Here is a 17,142-nt window from a genome sequence, read left to right as displayed (position 1 = left end):
GGGCGTCATGTTCTGGTCCGGCGTACGAAGTTCCAGAGCGCCCACAGGCCGAGTGCGGCGGCGATGCCGCCGAGGACCGCCAGCGGGAGTTCGGCGTACAGGACCCTCCAGTCGGGGCTCTGCTCGAAGCGCACGAACCGGCCCTGGAAATCCACGGACCACAGCGCGAGCCCGCCGCCCGCGCCGACGGCCGCGGTCAGGCATCCTGCGGCGGCCTGCATACGCTGTCCCATGCCCGGGACGGACGCGTACGGGCCGCCGAAGGTTCCCCCCGGGTGCCGGGTGCCGGGTGCCGGGTGCCGGGTGCCGGGTGCCGGCGACGCCGGAGCGGCAGGCAGGCGGGCGGAGCCCCGGCGGCGGGCCACGAGGTCGGCGGGCCGCCAGGTCCGGCACCGCGGATCGGGCCGGGTCAGGTCGTCAGGTCCCGTCGGCGCAGGGCGGCGAGACCCGCGCCGGTCAGCGCCGCGGCCAGCGCCAGCAGGGCGAGCACCGGACCCCACTCCATCGGGCCGCCCGGCAGCTTGGGCAGATGGCCGAAGGGGGACAGGTCAAGCACCGCCTGCGGGACGTCCAGCGCGGGGCCGACCCAGCCGATCAGCAGCACCGCCCCGGCGACGCCCCAGGCCGCCGTCGCGCCGCGCGGCAGCACCCCGTACAGGAGGACCGCGAGGCCGCCGACCACCCACACCGCGGGCACCTGCACCAGACACGCCCCGAGGATCGGGCCGGCCTCCTTGCCGTAGCCGGCGGCGAAGCCGAGGCCGGTCAGCAGCATGAGCAGCACCACCCCGCCGAAGGCGATCGTCAGATGGCCCGCGGCCCAGCGCAGCCGGCCCACCGCCGCGGCCAGGACCGGTTCCGCCCGGCCCGAGGTCTCCTCGCCGTGTGCCCGCAGCACGGACGAGACGACGTACAGGGCGGCGACCAGACCCATGATCGCGACCATCGAGGCGAGGAACGCGTCGGTGATCCCCGACTGGCCGCCCAGGCGCTCGAAGAGGTCCCGGGCCTGCTGGTTGTCGCCGACCAGCTTGGCCGCGCCGTCGGTCATCCCGCCGTAGACCACCCCGGCCAGGAAGAAACCGACCGCCCAGCCGAGGACGCCGCCCCGCTGGAGCCGCCAGGCCAGCGCGCCCGCCGACCCCAGCCGCCCCCGGGCCGGACCCGGCAGGGTGGGCAGGAAGCTCATGCCGGTGTCGCGGCGGCCGGCGAGCAGGTAGGCGACGGCCGCCTGCGCGGCGACGGCGGCGGCGAGGAGCAGCAGCACCCACCAGCGTTCACCGGCGAACGGCCGCAGGTTCTCCAGCCAGCCGAGCGGGGACAGCCAGGTCAGGACCGAGGAGCCGTCGGCGGACGCCGAGTCGCCGGCCGCGCGCAGCACGAAGGCGGCACCGAGCACGCCCGCGGTCAGGCCGCGGGCCAGCCGTGCGCTCTCGGTCAGCTGGGCCACGATCGCCGCCGCCGTGGCGAAGACCATGCCGACCCCGGCGATGCCCAGGCCGAAGGCGAGCGCCCCCGAGCTGCCCTGCCCGGCCAGCCCGGCGGCGACGAGCAGCGCCAGTACGGCGTTGGCCACCGCCGCGGCCAGCAGGCCCGCCGTCAGCGGGGCCCGGCGGCCGACCATGCCGGACGAGACGAGTTCCTGCCGGCCGCTCTCCTCCTCGTCCCTGGTGTGCCGGACGACGACGAGCAGGCTGGTCACCGCGGCGAGCGCAGCCGCGTAGACGCCGACGCGCCAGGCCGTGAGGGCGCCCAGCGAGTCGTCGAAGACCGGGCCGACGAGGGCGCGCAGCGAGGAGTTGGTGTCCATCTGGCGCAGCAGGTCGGCGCGCGCGGCCTGGGTGCCGTACAGGCTGGTCAGCGACTTCGGCATGGACAGGACCATGAGCGCGTTCACCGCGACCCACACCGGGATCAGCACCCGGTCGCGGCGCAGCGCGAAGCGCAGCAGGACGCCGGTGCCGGCCAGGTGGCGGGAGCCGCCGGCGCGGGCGCTCGGGGTGCTCCGGCCTTCGGGCGCGCGGGTCGTCGTGGCGGTCACCGCGCCACCTCGCCGGTCCCGTGTGCGACCCCGGCCGGGTCGTCGCCCGCCGAGACGGTCGCGCTCCGGCCGCCGCCGTTGCCCTCGCCGTCCCCGTCTTCCTCGTCCTCCTGGTAATGCCGCAGGAACAGTTCCTCCAGCGTCGGCGGGGTCGACGTCAGTGAGCGCACGCCCGCCTCGCTCAGCGCGCGCAGAACGCCGTTCAGCTTGTCCGTGTCGACCTGGAGGCGGACGCGGCGGCCCTGCACGTCGAGGTCGTGGACGCCGGGCAGGCGCGTCAGACCGTTCGGCGGCGCCGCGAGTTCGGCGGTGACGCTGGTCCGGGTGAGATGGCGCAGGTCGGCCAGCGAACCGCTCTCGACCGTGCGGCCCTTGCGGATGATGCTCACCCGGTCGCACAGCTCCTCCACCTCGCTGAGGATGTGCGAGGAGAGCAGGACCGTACGGCCCCGGTCGCGTTCCTCCTCGACGCACTTCTGGAAGACCTCTTCCATCAGCGGATCGAGGCCGGACGTCGGCTCGTCCAGGATCAGCAGGTCGATGTCGGAGGCGAAGGCGGCGACCAGGGCGACCTTCTGCCGGTTGCCCTTGGAGTAGGTGCGGCCCTTCTTGGTGGGGTCCAGTTCGAAGCGCTCGATCAGGTCGGCGCGGCGCCGCTGGTCGAGGCCGCCGCGCAGCCGGCCGTAGAGGTCGATGACCTCGCCGCCGGAGAGGTTGCGCCACAGGTTCACGTCTCCGGGCACGTAGGCGATCCGCCGGTGCACCTCGACCGCGTCCGCCCACGGGTCGCGGCCCAGGATCTGCGCGGCGCCGGAGTCGGCCCGCAGCAGACCGAGCAGGACTCTGATGGTGGTGGACTTGCCGGCGCCGTTGGGGCCGAGAAAGCCGTGCACCTCGCCGGTCTCGACGTCCAGGTCGAGGCCGTCCAGCGCGTGGGTGCGGCCGAAGGACTTGTGGAGTCCCGAGACCGTGATTGCCTTCGTCATGGATTCAGAACGTACGCTTCTTTCAGAAATTTGTGAAGTTAAGGAAGCGCATGAACCACCGTTAGGATGGCCGGGCGGGTCCTACCAGGGGAGATGATCGACGCATGACGGAAACAGCCGGGGGCGCGCGGGATCCGGAAGTCGTATCGCGGTTCGTGGAGCACTTCGCGGCACAGCTCGTCGAGGCCGGGATGCCGCGGATGGCGGCCCGGGTCTTCGTGGCGCTGCTGGCCTCCGACTCCGGCTCCCTCACCTCGGCCGAGCTGGGTGAACGCCTGAAGGTCTCACCGGCCGGGGTCTCCGGCGCGGTGCGGTACCTGGCCCACGTGCACATGGTCTCCCGGCAGCGTGAGCCGGGCTCGCGCCGTGAGCTGTACCGGGTGCGCAGCGACCAGTGGTACGAGGCGCTGGCGAACCGCGAGTCGGTCATCAAGCAGTGGGAGGACGCCCTGCGGGAGGGCGTCGCCACGCTGGGGGCCGACACGCCGGCGGGCCGCCGCCTCGCCGAGACGCTCGCGTTCTTCGAGTTCGTCGAGAGTGAGTTCGACATGCTCGTGGAGCGCTGGCGCGTGCACCGGGAGAAGACCTTCGGCGGGTGACCCGTCCGGCGGCGCGGGCCGGGCGGTGGAGGTGACGGCGGCGGGCGCCGGCGGGCTGCGAAAATCATCCTTTCGATGCGTGTGCGTTCGGCTACTCTGGGTCGCGACTGGTCTGCTGGCGAGGGAGGGCGCATCATGACGTTGATGGCAGAGCGACCCGTGATAGACGACGTCGAACCCCGTGGCGGCTTCGAGGAGCTTCTGGACCTCCTCGACCAGCTGAACGTGCCGGACGGCTACAAGGCCGAGATCGTCAGGGGGAACATCGTCGTGTCGCCGTGGTCGAAGGGGTATTACGAGGATCTGGTCCAGTTGGTCTGCGACCAACTGCGTCCTCATCTGCCGGAAGGGCACCGCATCAGCAGCAGTCCCTACTTGTACGTGTTCCCCGGTGCCGAGCGCGCTTACGGCCCGGACATCCATGTGGCCCATCGCCGTACCTTCCGGACTGCCAGCAACCGCCTGGACGGCGAGGGGCTCTCCTTCGTCGCCGAACTGACCTCCACCTCGACGCGCGACGCCGACCTGACCGAGAAGGCCGAGGCATACGGCAAGGCAGGAGTCCCGGTCTACCTGATCCTGGACATGCAGGAGGAACGGGCCACTGTCTTCTGGGCGCCCTTCGCCAAGGGGTACGAGTCGAACTGCTCGATGCCGTTCGGTGAGAAACTTCCGATTCCTGCTCCCTTCGACTGCGTACTCGACACTTCCGGCTTCCAGGCCCCCGACGACGACCCCGAGGATCCGCACGAGGACTGACTGTCCGCACGAGGACCGTCTGACTCACGACCCCCTCGGTACCGTGAGCCGCCACGCCCCCTCCACGATCCGCCACGTCCGGGTCCGTACCGGCAGGGTCACCGTCGCGTCCGCCTGGTAGCGGAAGGACGACCCGGTCACCGTCACCGCGTGGCCGGCCGCCCGCAGGGGCGAGGCTTCCGCCCCCACCGACACCGGCCGCGCCTCGACCTCGACGACCCCGCCGGCGCCCCGTGTCACCGACACCGCCTCCACCGGCTGGTCCAGGTCGACGAGCGTCACCCCGTCGACCTCCACCCGCAGCCGGGCGGGGCCGGGCGGGGCCGGGGCGAGCCGGGACGGCCTGGACGACGCCAGGGTCCTGACCAGTGACCGGTAGGTCGAGCGCAGCCACGGACGGCCGGCGACGGCGGTGGCGCCCACCGGCTCGACCGGCCGGTCCGCGCGTGGCACCACGGGCGGTATCCGCAGACCGCCGAGGACCACCCCGTCGCTGTCGTCCACCAGGAGATCCATGGGGCGGCCGACCCCGTCGAGCACCGCCCGCGCGGCGGCCACCGCCCCCGTCGGCAGCCCGAGGGCCTCCGCGAGCGTCAGCACGCTCCCCACCGGCACCATGGACAGCACGCATCCGGCCAGTTCCCGCTGGCGGTGCAGCAGGGACACAGCCCGTACCAGCGCCCGGTCGTCGCCCACCACCACCGGCCGCCGCGAGCCCCGGCGCGCCAGCGCCCGCGCGAACTCCTCGGGACCGTCGGGCAGGCACAGCTTCGCGGTGGCACCCGCGCTCAGCACGTCTTTCGCGATGCGTACGGATTCGCCGTCCGTCCGCCGGGCAACCGGGTCGATGATCACCAGCAGCTGATCGGACGTCGCGAAAGTCGCCACCTCGGTCCTGCCTCACTTCCTCGGGTAGCATCTTTGTGCAAGAGCCCCTTGCGATATTGCGCCAGGGGCTTCGTCTATTCCGGGGCATCCGGTCCGACGGTTGTGTGCGGCCGACGGCGGTCGCGGTGGTGCGTGGCGGTGAACCCTGCGCGTACGCCCCTGACCTTGGACATGCCCCGCCCGGAAGGGGTGTACGCGCGTGCCCGCACTTGTGCTGCTCGGTGCTCAGTGGGGTGACGAGGGCAAGGGGAAGGCCACCGACCTGCTCGGTGGCTCGGTGGATTACGTCGTCCGGTACCAGGGCGGCAACAACGCCGGCCACACGGTCGTCGTCGGTGACCAGAAGTATGCACTCCACCTGCTCCCTTCCGGAATCCTCTCGCCCGGTTGTACTCCGGTCATCGGCAACGGCGTCGTCGTCGACCCATCGGTCCTGCTCTCCGAGCTGAGCGGTCTGAACGAGCGCGGCGTCGACACCTCCAAGCTCCTGATCAGCGGTAACGCCCACATCATCACCCCGTACAACGTCACCGTCGACAAGGTGACGGAACGCTTCCTCGGAAAGCGGAAGATCGGCACGACCGGGCGCGGTATCGGCCCCACCTACGCCGACAAGATCAACCGCGTCGGCATCCGGGTCCAGGACCTGTACGACGAGTCGATCCTCCAGCAGAAGGTCGAGGCGGCGCTCGACGCAAAGAACCAGATGCTGACCAAGCTCTACAACCGGCGCGCCATCGCCACCGGCCAGGTCGTCGAGGAGCTGGTCGGCTATGCCGCGCAGCTCAAGCCGTACGTCGCCGACACGGTGCTGGTCCTCAACCAGGCGCTGGAGCAGGACAAGGTCGTCCTCTTCGAGGGCGGGCAGGGCACGCTGCTGGACATCGACCACGGCACCTATCCGTTCGTCACCTCCAGCAACCCCACGGCGGGCGGCGCCTGCACCGGCTCCGGCGTCGGACCGACGAAGATCAGCCGGGTCATCGGCATCCTCAAGGCGTACACGACCCGGGTCGGCGCCGGACCGTTCCCGACCGAGCTGTTCGACGAGGACGGCGAGGCGCTGCGCCGCATCGGCGGCGAGCGGGGCGTCACCACGGGACGCGACCGGCGCTGCGGCTGGTTCGACGCGGTGATCGCGCGCTACGCGACCCGGGTCAACGGCCTGACCGACTTCTTCCTCACCAAGCTGGACGTGCTCACCGGCTGGGAGCGGATCCCGGTCTGCGTCGCCTACGAGATCGACGGCCGGCGCGTCGAGGAGCTGCCGTACTCGCAGACGGACTTCCACCACGCCAAGCCGGTCTACGAGACGCTGCCCGGCTGGTCCGAGGACATCACCCAGGCCAAGTCCTTCGCCGACCTGCCCAAGAACGCGCAGAACTACGTGAAGGCGCTGGAGGAGATGTCCGGGGCGCCGATCTCCGCGATCGGGGTCGGCCCGGGCCGGGACGAGACGATCGAGATCAACTCGTTCCTCTGACATCCGATCCGGACTTTCCCGTCTCCTGCGCCGGACCTCTCCGCGTTCCCGGTCCGGGGCGTCCCGGACCGGTTTCCGCATATGACATCCCCAACTGCCCTGTTTGCAAGGGTAGTTGGGGATGTTAGCTTCTTGGTGACAGCTGCGATCGGGTACTGGTCTTCTCCAGGAGGAGCAAGGTGCGCATCACACTGGCCGTCGAGACGGGGACCGGCGACCGCGCGGGCGCCACGGACGACCTGTACGACTGGCTGCGTCAGGACCCCGAGCTGCGGGGTCTGCTCCGGCGGGAGTCCCCGGCCGGCACCCCGGCGGGGGCCATGGGCGCGTGGAGCGAGGTGCTGACGCTGGTCCTGGCCCCGGGCGGGCCGACGGCGGCGGTCGGAGCGGCGGTCGTGGTCTGGTTGCAGAACCGCCGGGGCAACCAGACCGTCACCATCAACCAGCCCGATGGCACCCAGGTCGTCGTCTCCTCCGAGAAGGTCCGCGGGCTGACGGCACAGGGCGCGGGCGAACTGGCCCAGCGGGTCGCCGAGGCCCTGCGGGAGCCGCCGGCCGACGAGGGGACCCAGGTCCCGGCCGGGCAGGGGGACTGACCGTGCCGTTACCAGGGACGGTGAGGCGGGACCTGAGCGGGCCGGGCTGCCGGGCGGTGGTGGTCGGCACCGGAACCCACCCCGGCCAGGGGGTGACCCCGCTGCCGTCCGCCGTGCGGTCCGCGCGGGCCCTGGCCGAGGCGCTGGCCACGGAGTGCGGCATGGGCGACCGGGTCCGGCTGCTGTGCGATCCCGAGTCACCGAGCGAGGTCCTCGCGGCACTCGCCGAGGCCGTGGACCTGGCCGGGCCCACGCAGGGGCGGTACGAGAGCGGGACCGTCGTCTTCTGCCACGTCGGCCACGGACTGCGGGGGCCGGGCGGGCGGCTGTACCTGGCGACCGCGGCGACCGGGTCCCTCACGGACACGGCGCACTCCGTCCCGTACGACGAGATCGAGCGCTATCTCAGCGACGGGCCGGGCGACCCGCTCGTCGTCCTCGACTGCTGCTTCGCCGGGAACGCCCGGGAGCCGAGCCGTCCGCCGGCCTCGGACCCGTTCGGCGGCAGCCGTCCCCAGGGCAGCTATCTGCTCGCCTCCGCCCTGCGCGACACACTGGCGTACGCCCCCGACGGCGCCGAGTACACCCTGTTCACCGGTGAGCTGCTGGACCTGCTGCGGCGGGGCGACGCGGGCGGCCCCAGGTGGCTGACGCCCGGCAGCCTCTACCGGCTCCTCGACCAGCGGCTCCAGGGCGGTCCCGCCCGGCCGTACGGCGGCGGCACGGCCCGCATGGCGGAGCTGGTGGTCACGGCCAACCACCGGTACGCCCCGAGCGCGGGTGCCGACACCGACACCGTCCCCGGCGACCCGGACGCGGTCAGCCCCTATCCGGGCATCGTGCCCTTCCTCCCCGAGCAGCACCACCTCTTCTTCGGCCGCGAGAAGGTGACCCGCGAGCTGCTGCGGCGCGTCGAGCGGACCCGGCCCGGCGAGCCGCTGGTGGTGCTCGGCACCTCGGGCGTCGGCAAGTCCTCGCTGCTGCGGGCCGGGCTGAGCGTGGCGGCCGAGGACGCCGGCCTGGGGAGCGTACGGATCGTGTCCGCGCCGGGCGCGCGACCGTTCCGGGCGCTGGCGGAGAGCTGGGCGGCGGCCGTGGACCGACCGCTCGCCGAGGTCGTACGGGATCTGGAGGAGGGCAGGTTCAGTCGCCCGGCCTCCGGAGCCGAGCGCGGCGAGCAGGCCGTCAGGGCGCCGGAAGTCCTGGTCGTCGACCAGTTGGAGCAGTACTTCACGCACGGCGCGGACGGCACCGAGCGGGCGCGCTTCGCCGCCGCGCTCACCGCCGCGCAGGGCCCCCGCATCGTGCTGGCCCTGCGCGCCGACTACCACGACGACGCCCTGCGCGACCGTGAGCTGGCCCCGCTCGTGGCGCGCGACCACTTCACCGTGCCCGCCCTCGACGACGCCGAGGTCGAGGCGGCCATCGTGGGACCGGCCCGGTACGAGGGACTCCAGTGGGAGGAGGGGGTGCCGCAGATCCTGCGGCGGGAGGTGACCGAGGAGCGGGCGGCGGGCGGCGGTCCGGGCGACGCGGCGGCGCTGCCGTTCCTGGCCCACGCGTTGCGGGAGATCTGGCTGCGGCGGCGCGGTACGACGCTCACCTACGCCGCCTACCAGGAGACCGGCGGCATCCGCGACGCCGTCGCCCGGACCGCCGAAGGGATCTACGACGCCCTCGACGGCCGGGGCCGGACCCGGCTGCGCCGGCTGCTGCTGGCCATGGTCCAGGTCGCCGACGGCGAGGGCCGGCTGGTGCGCCGCCGGGTCGCACGGGAGGAACTGTCCGGCGCCGAGGACCTGCTGCGCGGCCTCGCCGACGCCCGCCTCGTCGTCGTGGACGAGCAGGGCGGGGCACAGCTCGGCCACGATTCGCTGCTCTACGCCTGGCAGCGGCTCCAGGACTGGATCGGCGAGGTGCGCGGTGACCTGCTGCGGCTGCGGCGGCTGACGGAGGCGGCGGAGTCCTGGGCCGAGCACGGCAGCGGGCTGTGGACGGGCACCGGCTTGGACGAGGCGAAGGCGCTCGTCGCCGGGAAGTCCGCCGGGGAGCGGGCTGCAAAGTCCGCCGGGGAGTCTGCCGAGGGGGTCGCCGGGGAGCCGGTCGGGAAGTCGGCCGGGAAGGCGGCCGGGAAATCCGCTGAGGGGTCTGCCGGGAAGTCCGCTGCGGGCTCCCCGGAGGAGTCGTCCGTCGGGGAGCCCGCCGAGGAGTCCTCCCGCCTGCCGGTCCGGCAGGTGGTGCGGGACTTCGTCAGCGCGGCCGACCGTGCGCAGCGGCGTCGGCGACAGGTCACCCGGACCTGGATCGCCGGGCTCTCCGCCCTCGCCCTGGTGGCCGCGTCGCTGGCGGGCTGGGCGTTCTACGAGAACGGCCGGGCGGCCGACCGGGAGCGCAGCCTGATCGCCAGGGAACTGGCCACGCAGGCCGACGTCATGCGCGAGCGCGACCCGCAGACGGCTCTGCGCCTCAGCCTCGCCGCGTACCGCACGGCGCGGACCTCGGAGACCCGGTCCAGCCTGTACGCGGCGGCGACGACGGTGGCGCCGACGCACCTCAGCCCGGCCGGTGCGGAGCGCAAGCCGGTCCTCAACCTGGCCTACAGCCCGGACGGCGAGGTGCTGGCCGCCAGTCACGTGGGCGGCAGGGTGCGGCTGTGGGACGTCTCGAAGCCGTCGGTGCCGGTGGAGGGGGGCCGGTTCAGCGTGGACGGCAGCGCGGCCATCGCCTACCACCCGCGTCAGCGGCTGCTGGCCGCGCAGACGGACGACTCGCTGACGCTGTGGGACACCGCGGACGTGCGGCACCCCGAGCGGGTGGCGCGGGTGCCGATCGCCAAGGGCCAGACCTACACCCTGGCGTTCAGTGGGGACGGCAGGACACTGGCGGCGGGCAGCGAGACGGGCAGCGAGGCGGGTCGGCTGTGGCTGTGGGACGTGGCCGACCCGGCGCATCCCGTGCTGCGGACGGACCGGACGATCGCCGAGGCGCCGGTGATCTCCCTGGCGTTCACGCGCGACGGGCGTCACCTGATCACGGGCAGCGGCAGCGGCAAAGGCGTCAGCAAGGCGCCCGCCCAGGTGCGGCTGTGGGACCTGACCGATCCGGACCGGCCCGTGCTGCGGGACACCGAGACGGCCGAGACGGTGATGGCGGTCGCCGCCCATCCGAAGCGCGACCTGGTGATCGCCACCGGGGCCGGCGGCAAGGCCGCCTGGTGGGAGCTGGTGGGGGGACGGGAACTGCGGCGCGTCCAGGTGGAGGAGTCCTCGGACACCTGGGGCACGGACAGGGACGGCATTCCCTCGCTCAGTTTCAGCCCGGACGGCAGACTCCTCGCGGGCGCGGACCGGGACAACGGCGTTCACCGGGGCGACGTGACGGGAGAGGTGTCGGACCTGGAGCACTGGCAGAACCTCTCCGAACTGCCGACGGGAGAGCCCGCGGAGTCGGTCGCCTACAGCCCGGACAGCCGGTACCTCGCGTCCGGTGACGTGGGCGGCGAGATCCGGCTGTGGCCCCGCCGGGCTCGGGCGCCCTCGATCGAGGGCAGGGTGCCGTCCGTCGCCGAGGCGGGCACCAGCGCCTTCAGCGGCGACGGCGGGCTGGTCCTCGCCGAGACCGACAACCCCGACTTCACGTCCACGACACGTGTGTGGGACATCAGCGACCCGCAGACACCGAGGGTCCGTTACATCCTGCCGAAGGGCTGGGAGGCGAACTACTTCCTGACCGGCCGCAAGACGCCTGTGCTCCTTGGCCATTACTGGTCGGGGGGACTGGAGCACACCTTCCAGTTCTGGGGGTTCGGCTCCGACGGCGGGCCGACGAGGGGCGGCAGCATCCGTCTCACCGCCGACACCCCGCATGTCGTGGTGAGCCCGGACGGCCGGCTGCTGGCCGCGGGCTCGGCGGAGGAGTCCGGCATCGCCCTCTACGACATAGAGGACCCGGCGAAACCGGTACGGGTCGGCACGGTCGATGCCTCGATCAGCCCGGGACTCATCGGCATGGGAGCGCTCTGGTTCACGGGGAACCACTCACTGGCGACCGTCGAGAACGAGGCGGATCTCCGGCTGTGGGACCTCTCCGACCCGGCCCGTCCCCGCAAGGGCGATCGCGTCAAGGACGTGGCGGCGATGCAGGGCGCGATGTACGTCGCCGGGTCCCAGCAGCTCATCACCGAGGAGACCGGGGACAACATCCGGGTGTGGGACCTGTCCCGCCCCGCGAAGGTGGTCGAAGGCGCCCTGCTTCCAGGAGCCCCCGGCAACTACTACCCCACCGCCAAGGGAGAGCTGGCGACCGCGCTCAGCGACGGCACCGTCGAGTTCTGGGACATCAGCGACCCCGCCCACCCCAGGAAGAAGCACGAGCAGCTGTTCGACCGTGAGATCTCCTCCATCGCCATGACCCCGAACGGCCGCCGTGTCGTGACGGGCGACCCGTACCGCGTCTGGACCGTCGGCCCTGACGGCAGGTGGGACACCCCGGAGTTCGCCGAGCTGCCGGGCGCGGACGATGTCCAGGTACCCCCCTCGGACTCACCCGAGGACTCTCGACGGATGGCGGTGAACATCGACGGGGGCGGGAGCCTCTTCGTCCGCGAACGAACCACCTACCTCCTCGACTTCGACACCGACCGCCTCTACACGCAGATGTGCGCGTCGTACCCCCTGAACGTCCCGCGGGACCAGTGGGAAGGGCTGTTCCCGCACCTGTCCTACCGCGAGTCCTGCGACTGACGCTCCGCCGTGCGGGCGGGCCCCGGCGTTCGACCGACCGCCGGGGCCCGCCCCCACCGGGCTCCGTCAGAGGACGGCCTGGGACGGATCCGCCTCCATGCGGGCCACCGCCGCCCGCACCGCGTCCGTGAACTTCCAGAACTCGGCGTTGACCGAACCCGCCCTGCCCTTGAGGGTGTTGGTGTCGAACATGGAAGCCCGCAGTTCCGTCGTCAGTTCCAGCTGGGCGCCCATGCCGAGCAGGGTCCGGTTGCAGATGTTGTCCGGGGAGACGCCGGCGATGTCGTCGTCGGCGGCCACGTCGATCGTCTGGACGCCCGCCGCGCTCAGCTCCTCGTCGAGGTACTGGCGCAGGACGGTGTTGCGGCCCCCGATCACCACCGCCTCGGGGCGGGTCGCGGGGGCGCCCGCCTGGTCGGCCTTGCAGCCGTGCACGCTCACGACGTTGAGGACTCCGGCCGCGAGCGAGCGGGCCACGCGGTCGTCGCAGTGGGTGGCGGTGACGTGGAGCGCCGAGTTGCCGCTGGACTTGATGCCCTCGAACATCCAGTAGTCGTACAGCGGTGCCCCGGCCCCGTAGTGCGGCGTGAGGTCCTTCGGGTGGTAGCCCGCCATGCCCAGGCACAGTTCGGAGGTGCCGGTCTCGATGCCGCCGCCGTGCAGGGCGAGGACGGCCGTTCTGGCGTACGTGGCGGGGGTCGTGGACTGGTCGTCGTCGGTGTACGCGTGACGTCTGTAGCGGCGGGCGAAGTCGATGCCTTCGAGCCCGGCGAGCTGCTGGTAGAGGTCCGTGTTGGAGGCGTAGTTGTCGGCCGCGGCGGCCGTGGGCACGGCACCCAGCGCGGTGGGCAGCGCGGTGCCGAGCCCGGCGGCGGCGAGAACGGTGAGGACGGAACGTCGGGAAGCTGTGATCACCTCGTGATGATGGCAGAGGGCTACGACAACCGCGCCCCTCTGGAAACGGCCGGCGGAACACGCGCGGACCCTCGGCCGAAGTGGATGCCGAACACGATGCCGGACCCGGCTCGACGAACCCTCGGCCGAAGGCGACCAGGACCCCCGGCCGAAGGCGTCGCGGGCCCGTCAGCTGAAGACGATCATCGAGCCCTGGGCCAGGCTCCGGGTGGCCGCGGCGTGCAGGCCGAGCCAGACGTGCCGTTCCCGGGCGAACGGGCTCGGGTCGTACGGCGCGGGCGAGGCCGGCTCCTCCAGCGTCGTGGGCGCGCTCGGCGCCGCCGGGGCGGCCGGTGGGTTCGCCGGGTCGATGCCGATCGCCGGAGCCACCTGTTCCAGCTCCCGCAGCAGGCCGTGCGAGGAGCCCAACGGGCCGTTGCCCGCCAGGAGTTCGTCATTCGACAGCGGCTGCGGGAAGTCGACCGGGACATAGGCGCCCGCGTGGTCGTAGTGCCAGACCAGGTGCGACTGCTGGGCCGTCGACTCGAACATCTCCAGCAGCTGCTCGTAGTCACCCCCCAGGTCGTCCACCGGGGTCACCGGCAGTCCGCAGATCTGGAGCAGATGGGCCCGGCGCAGGAAGTGCAGCGCGTCGTAGTCGAAACCGGCCACCGGGGCGACGTCGCCGGACAGGCCCGGCATGTACTGGTACACCGGAACCGGCGGGAGCCCGGCCTCGGCGAGCACTTTGTTGTAGAGCGCGAGTTCCTCGGCGAAGGGGTTGTCGGGGGTGTGGCACAACACGTCGACGAGCGGTACCAGCCACAGGTCACAGGCCAAAGAGGGCTCCTCGCATCGGCGCGCGGCACGGTTGCCCGCACAGCAGGTGGTCAGGGAAGGGTAGTCGCTGCGGTGCGGAGTCAGCTCCCCTCGTGCAGGTCCCATACCCATACGCCGCCGGTCCACTTCCCCGGTTCCCCGGTCAGCTTCGTCAGGGCCTCGCGCAGCGGACCGTCGTTGGTCTGCGGGGCGAGCACCAGGGCGCCCGCCTTCCAGTACGCGAAGTCCCGCCGGGCCTGCGCCTGCCAGTCCTTGCCGAGGTCCGGGACGACACCCGAGTAGCGCACGTCGCGCAGCAGGTCGGAGGTGTAGCGCGGGACGGCGCCGTAGATGCCGATGCGGTCCGCGCCGTAGGGGCCGTTGAAATAGCCGCCGGGCAGCTTGAAGCCGAGGCCGGCCGCGGTCTGCCAGTGCAGCGCCTCCGCGGCCCCCGGGTCGGGCAGCGGCACCGGGACGAGTGATTCGCCCTGGTGGACGTACGGCTTCCACATCCCGTCCGCGATGAACGCCGGCACCGGCGCCCGCTCCACCGACTTCAGCGGCGCCGGGACCAGCGGCAGCAGCGCCAGGGCGACACCGAGCAGTCCGGCGTACCCGGCGTACCGGGCCTCGGGGGTGCGCACCGCGGTGGCCAGCCGTGCCACGGCGACGGCGAGCAGCACGCCCAGCGCGGGCGCGCAGATCATCGCCACCCGGCCCTCGATGACCGACTCGAACAGCGGCAGCCGGCCGAGCCACGCCCACGGACCGGGGAAGACCGTGTCGGTGAGCGGGATGCGGATCTTCGGGCCGAGCGACAGCACCGCCGCGGCCACCGCCGTGAACGCCAGCGCCTTGACCAGGGCCCGCTCCCACAGCCGTACGACGATCGCGAGGGCGAGGGCGACCAGGGGCCAGCCGTAGAAGGCGTTCTGCTCGGTGGGATTGAGCGAGAGGGAGTTCGCGGTCTGCGCGTCGCCGGCGATCAGCGAGCGCTCGGCAAAGGCGACCAGGGACAGCGGGCTGTTGCCCGCGTTGTCGCCGTGCAGCACGCTCTTGTAGCTCTGTGGTCCGGCGAACTGCCAGTACAGCGGGTAGGCGACCAGCGGCAGGCAGACCGCCGCGCCGATCAGCACGCCCTTGGCCAGGGGCCGCCAGGCGAGCCGCGCCACGTCCCGGCGGACGACCGCGTACCCGGCGGTGAACAGCAGCAGGCCGAGCGAGGCGAGCAGCAGCGGCTCCTCGCCGAGGAAGATCTGGTACGCCGTCATCAGGCCCAGCACGATGCCGTCCCGCACCACCCGGGTGCCCGCGCACAGCCGCAGCAGCCGGTCGATGATCAGCGGGACCATGAACAGGACCACGAAGTTGGGGTGCGCGTTGGCGTGGCTGACCATCGGCGGGGCGAAGGCGGCCAGGGACGCGCCGAGGAAGGCGGCGGCCCGGTGCCGCACCACCCGTTTCACGATCAGCCAGTACCAGGCCGCCGCGGTGGCGGCCAGGCCCAGCGCCATGCAGACGCTCAGCGCGACCGCCGGTCCGGCCAGCAGCGTCAGCGGGGCGAGGGGCACCGACCCGCCCAGCATGACCGTGTTGGCCATCAGGTTGACGCCGTCGGGGAAGCCCTGGAGGTCGGAGAAGAGCGGGTTGTGCAGATGGGCGACGTTGTGCGCGGTGACCGCGAAGAACCACTCCCACTGGTTCTGGTCCTGGAGGGAGTCGGGGAAGTAGCGGTGGCCCGGGTCGAAGAAGCGGCCCGAGTAGAGGGCGACGGCCATCAGCAGGAACAGGACGGCCGCCAGCAGGTCGGCGGGGCGCAGTGCCCGGGCCCGCAGCCGGACCAGGTCGGCCAGCACGCGCGCGTAGTCGAGCGGACCGACCTTGGAGCCGGGCTGGTGGCTCCAGCGCACCGGGACCTCGGCCACCGGCCAGCCCGAGCGGTGGAAGTGGTGGAGCACCTCCACGTCGATGCCCCAGCCGTCCAGCCGGGAGGCCGCGAACGCGGTGCGCGCCCGGTCGCCGTCGAACAGTTTGAAGCCGCACTGGGTGTCCCGGATGCCGGGCACCGCCGTCGCGCGTATCAGGAGGTTCCCGGCCCGGCCGAGCCATTCGCGCACCGGGTGCTGCCGGTGGGCGATGTCCGCGCCGGGCACGGAACGCGAGCCGATCGCCCCCGTGTTGCCCTCGCTGAGCGCCTTGTCCAGCCGCTCCAGCTCCTCGATGGGGGCGGCCAGGTCGGCGTCGGTGACCAGCACCCGGTGTCCGCGCGAGTCGGCGACGCCGAGCCGCAGGGCGTGGCCCTTGCCGCGGTTGCGGGGCGAGCGGACCAGCCGGACCCGGGGATGCCCGAGACCGGTGACGACGTCCCGGGTGCCGTCGGTCGAGCCGTCGTCGGCGACGACGATCTCCCATGCGCCCCAGCGGCCCTCGGTCTCGCTCAGATAGCGGGTGATCGCGGCGAGGGTGGGGCCGAGGCGTGCCTCCTCGTTGTAGGCGGGGACGACGACGCTGAGGTCGACCGTGTCGACCGTCCCCGGGCCGCCGTTCACCGCGCCGCCAGCCGTTCGATGAGGGCGAGGGAGTGCGCGTTGTACGCGGCGACGACCGCGCGGGCCGCGGCGGCGTCCCGGCGGCCCAGCGCGTCGACCAGCTCGGTGTGGCCGGACCACAGCAGGCCGCGCACCTCCGGCAGGCGGCGCAGGTGCTGCACCGCGCACATCCAGGACAGCAGGCGCAGCCGGTGCAGGAAGCCGGACAGGTAGGGGTTGCCGAACAGGGCGCTCAGCTCGCGCCAGAACCGCAGGTCGTAGCCGATGAGCACGGTCAGCTCACCGGCCCGCGCGGCCCGCTCGGCCTCCTCGCCGCGCCGCCGGACCGCGGCGAGCGCCGCCGTGGCCCGCGGGTCGGCGGGGTCCCGGAAGGCGTCGTGCTCCTCGGACAGTGCCCGGAACATGCCGTCGGTGACCAGGCTGCGGGCCGCGACCATGGCGCGGAAGTCGGCCGGCGAGTACTGGGGGACCCGGAAGCCGCGGTGCTGGTCGGCCTCCAGGATGCCCTGCGCGGACAGGTCGACCAGCGCCTCCCGGACGGGGGTCGCCGACACGCCGTACTGGTCGGCGATCTCCTTCACCGTGAACGCCAGCCCCGGCTGGAGCCGCCCCGCGAGCACCTCGTCACGAAGCGCGTCCGCGATCTGCTGGCGCAGGGTGCTGCGCGTCACGGCGCCGTTGCCCGGCATCGTCGGCGGCCTCTCCTCACACGAACGGGTGACGTACTCGCTTATGTCTACGAGCACGCCACCTTACGCGTTCGGGTTGCAGCCGGTGAGCCTCGGT

At 72.7% G+C, this 17,142-nt stretch carries 13 protein-coding genes; 5 read left to right on the top strand and 8 right to left on the bottom strand.

The window, feature by feature from the left end:
• Positions 1 to 5: 5 nt before the first annotated feature.
• The 3 genes from ACFY2B_RS17465 to ACFY2B_RS17455 form a co-directional block, all read right to left on the bottom strand.
• Positions 6 to 233, bottom strand: coding sequence for a hypothetical protein (locus ACFY2B_RS17465; RefSeq protein ID WP_390763974.1), 228 nt, complete (start codon positions 231 to 233; stop codon positions 6 to 8).
• 176 nt (positions 234 to 409) lie between these two features.
• Complete coding sequence (locus ACFY2B_RS17460) at positions 410 to 2,041, bottom strand: ABC transporter permease (RefSeq protein WP_390763973.1); 1,632 nt, start codon at positions 2,039 to 2,041, stop codon at positions 410 to 412.
• Positions 2,038 to 3,027, bottom strand: a complete 990-nt coding sequence (locus ACFY2B_RS17455; protein WP_390763972.1) for an ATP-binding cassette domain-containing protein — start codon at positions 3,025 to 3,027, stop codon at positions 2,038 to 2,040. The genes ACFY2B_RS17460 and ACFY2B_RS17455 overlap by 4 nt, the downstream gene beginning before the upstream one ends.
• Before the next feature lie 104 nt (positions 3,028 to 3,131).
• Between ACFY2B_RS17455 and ACFY2B_RS17450 the strand changes: the two genes are divergently transcribed.
• Both ACFY2B_RS17450 and ACFY2B_RS17445 read left to right on the top strand, forming a co-directional pair.
• Positions 3,132 to 3,626 carry a GbsR/MarR family transcriptional regulator gene (locus ACFY2B_RS17450; protein WP_390763971.1) on the top strand — a complete coding sequence of 165 codons (495 nt, stop codon included), beginning with the start codon at positions 3,132 to 3,134 and terminating at the stop codon, positions 3,624 to 3,626.
• Positions 3,627 to 3,761: 135 nt separating this feature from the next.
• Complete coding sequence (locus ACFY2B_RS17445) at positions 3,762 to 4,385, top strand: Uma2 family endonuclease (protein ID WP_390763970.1); 624 nt, start codon at positions 3,762 to 3,764, stop codon at positions 4,383 to 4,385.
• 24 nt (positions 4,386 to 4,409) lie between these two features.
• Here the strand turns inward: ACFY2B_RS17445 and ACFY2B_RS17440 are convergent, their stop codons facing one another.
• Positions 4,410 to 5,273, bottom strand: a complete 864-nt coding sequence (locus ACFY2B_RS17440) for a diacylglycerol kinase family protein (protein ID WP_390763969.1) — start codon at positions 5,271 to 5,273, stop codon at positions 4,410 to 4,412.
• Between the two features lie 199 nt (positions 5,274 to 5,472).
• Here ACFY2B_RS17440 and ACFY2B_RS17435 point away from each other — a divergent pair, with 199 nt between their 5' ends.
• The 3 genes from ACFY2B_RS17435 (at position 5,473) to ACFY2B_RS17425 (ending at position 12,094) form a co-directional block, all read left to right on the top strand.
• Positions 5,473 to 6,756 (top strand): adenylosuccinate synthase, encoded by a 1,284-nt coding sequence (locus ACFY2B_RS17435; RefSeq protein WP_390763968.1) that lies wholly within the window; start codon positions 5,473 to 5,475, stop codon positions 6,754 to 6,756.
• 179 nt (positions 6,757 to 6,935) lie between these two features.
• On the top strand, positions 6,936 to 7,352 hold the full coding sequence (locus ACFY2B_RS17430; protein WP_390763967.1) for a hypothetical protein: 417 nt from the start codon (positions 6,936 to 6,938) through the stop codon (positions 7,350 to 7,352).
• 20 nt (positions 7,353 to 7,372) lie between these two features.
• The gene (locus ACFY2B_RS17425) at positions 7,373 to 12,094 is read left to right on the top strand and encodes a hypothetical protein (protein ID WP_390763966.1); all 4,722 of its coding nucleotides are present in this window, start codon (positions 7,373 to 7,375) and stop codon (positions 12,092 to 12,094) included.
• 66 nt (positions 12,095 to 12,160) lie between these two features.
• Here ACFY2B_RS17425 and ACFY2B_RS17420 read toward each other — a convergent pair whose 3' ends face one another.
• From ACFY2B_RS17420 to ACFY2B_RS17405, 4 genes are all read right to left on the bottom strand, one after another.
• Positions 12,161 to 13,009 (bottom strand): poly-gamma-glutamate hydrolase family protein, encoded by an 849-nt coding sequence (locus ACFY2B_RS17420; RefSeq protein WP_390763965.1) that lies wholly within the window; start codon positions 13,007 to 13,009, stop codon positions 12,161 to 12,163.
• 168 nt (positions 13,010 to 13,177) lie between these two features.
• Positions 13,178 to 13,828, bottom strand: a complete 651-nt coding sequence (locus ACFY2B_RS17415; protein ID WP_390763964.1) for a hypothetical protein — start codon at positions 13,826 to 13,828, stop codon at positions 13,178 to 13,180.
• An 80-nt stretch (positions 13,829 to 13,908) separates the two neighbouring features.
• A complete protein-coding gene (locus tag ACFY2B_RS17410; RefSeq protein ID WP_390763963.1) occupies positions 13,909 to 16,356 on the bottom strand; it encodes a dolichyl-phosphate beta-glucosyltransferase in 2,448 nt (815 codons plus the stop codon).
• A complete protein-coding gene (locus tag ACFY2B_RS17405) occupies positions 16,353 to 17,045 on the bottom strand; it encodes a GntR family transcriptional regulator (RefSeq protein ID WP_390764085.1) in 693 nt (230 codons plus the stop codon). The genes ACFY2B_RS17410 and ACFY2B_RS17405 overlap by 4 nt, the downstream gene beginning before the upstream one ends.
• Positions 17,046 to 17,142 lie beyond the last annotated feature (97 nt).

Source organism: Streptomyces sp. NPDC001270, from assembly GCF_042896695.1.
Lineage (GTDB): Bacteria > Actinomycetota > Actinomycetes > Streptomycetales > Streptomycetaceae > Streptomyces.
The sequence above is the reverse complement of the archived record's forward strand: the minus strand, read 5'-3'. Positions and strand labels throughout refer to the sequence as shown.

Coding starts and splice junctions, on each gene's coding strand:
- ACFY2B_RS17465 (WP_390763974.1), bottom strand. CDS start 233: ATGGGACAGCGTATGCAGGCCGCCGCAGGATGCCTGACCGCGGCCGTC.
- ACFY2B_RS17455 (WP_390763972.1), bottom strand. CDS start 3,027: ATGACGAAGGCAATCACGGTCTCGGGACTCCACAAGTCCTTCGGCCGC.
- ACFY2B_RS17450 (WP_390763971.1), top strand. CDS start 3,132: ATGACGGAAACAGCCGGGGGCGCGCGGGATCCGGAAGTCGTATCGCGG.
- ACFY2B_RS17445 (WP_390763970.1), top strand. CDS start 3,762: ATGACGTTGATGGCAGAGCGACCCGTGATAGACGACGTCGAACCCCGT.
- ACFY2B_RS17405 (WP_390764085.1), bottom strand. CDS start 17,045: ATGCCGGGCAACGGCGCCGTGACGCGCAGCACCCTGCGCCAGCAGATC.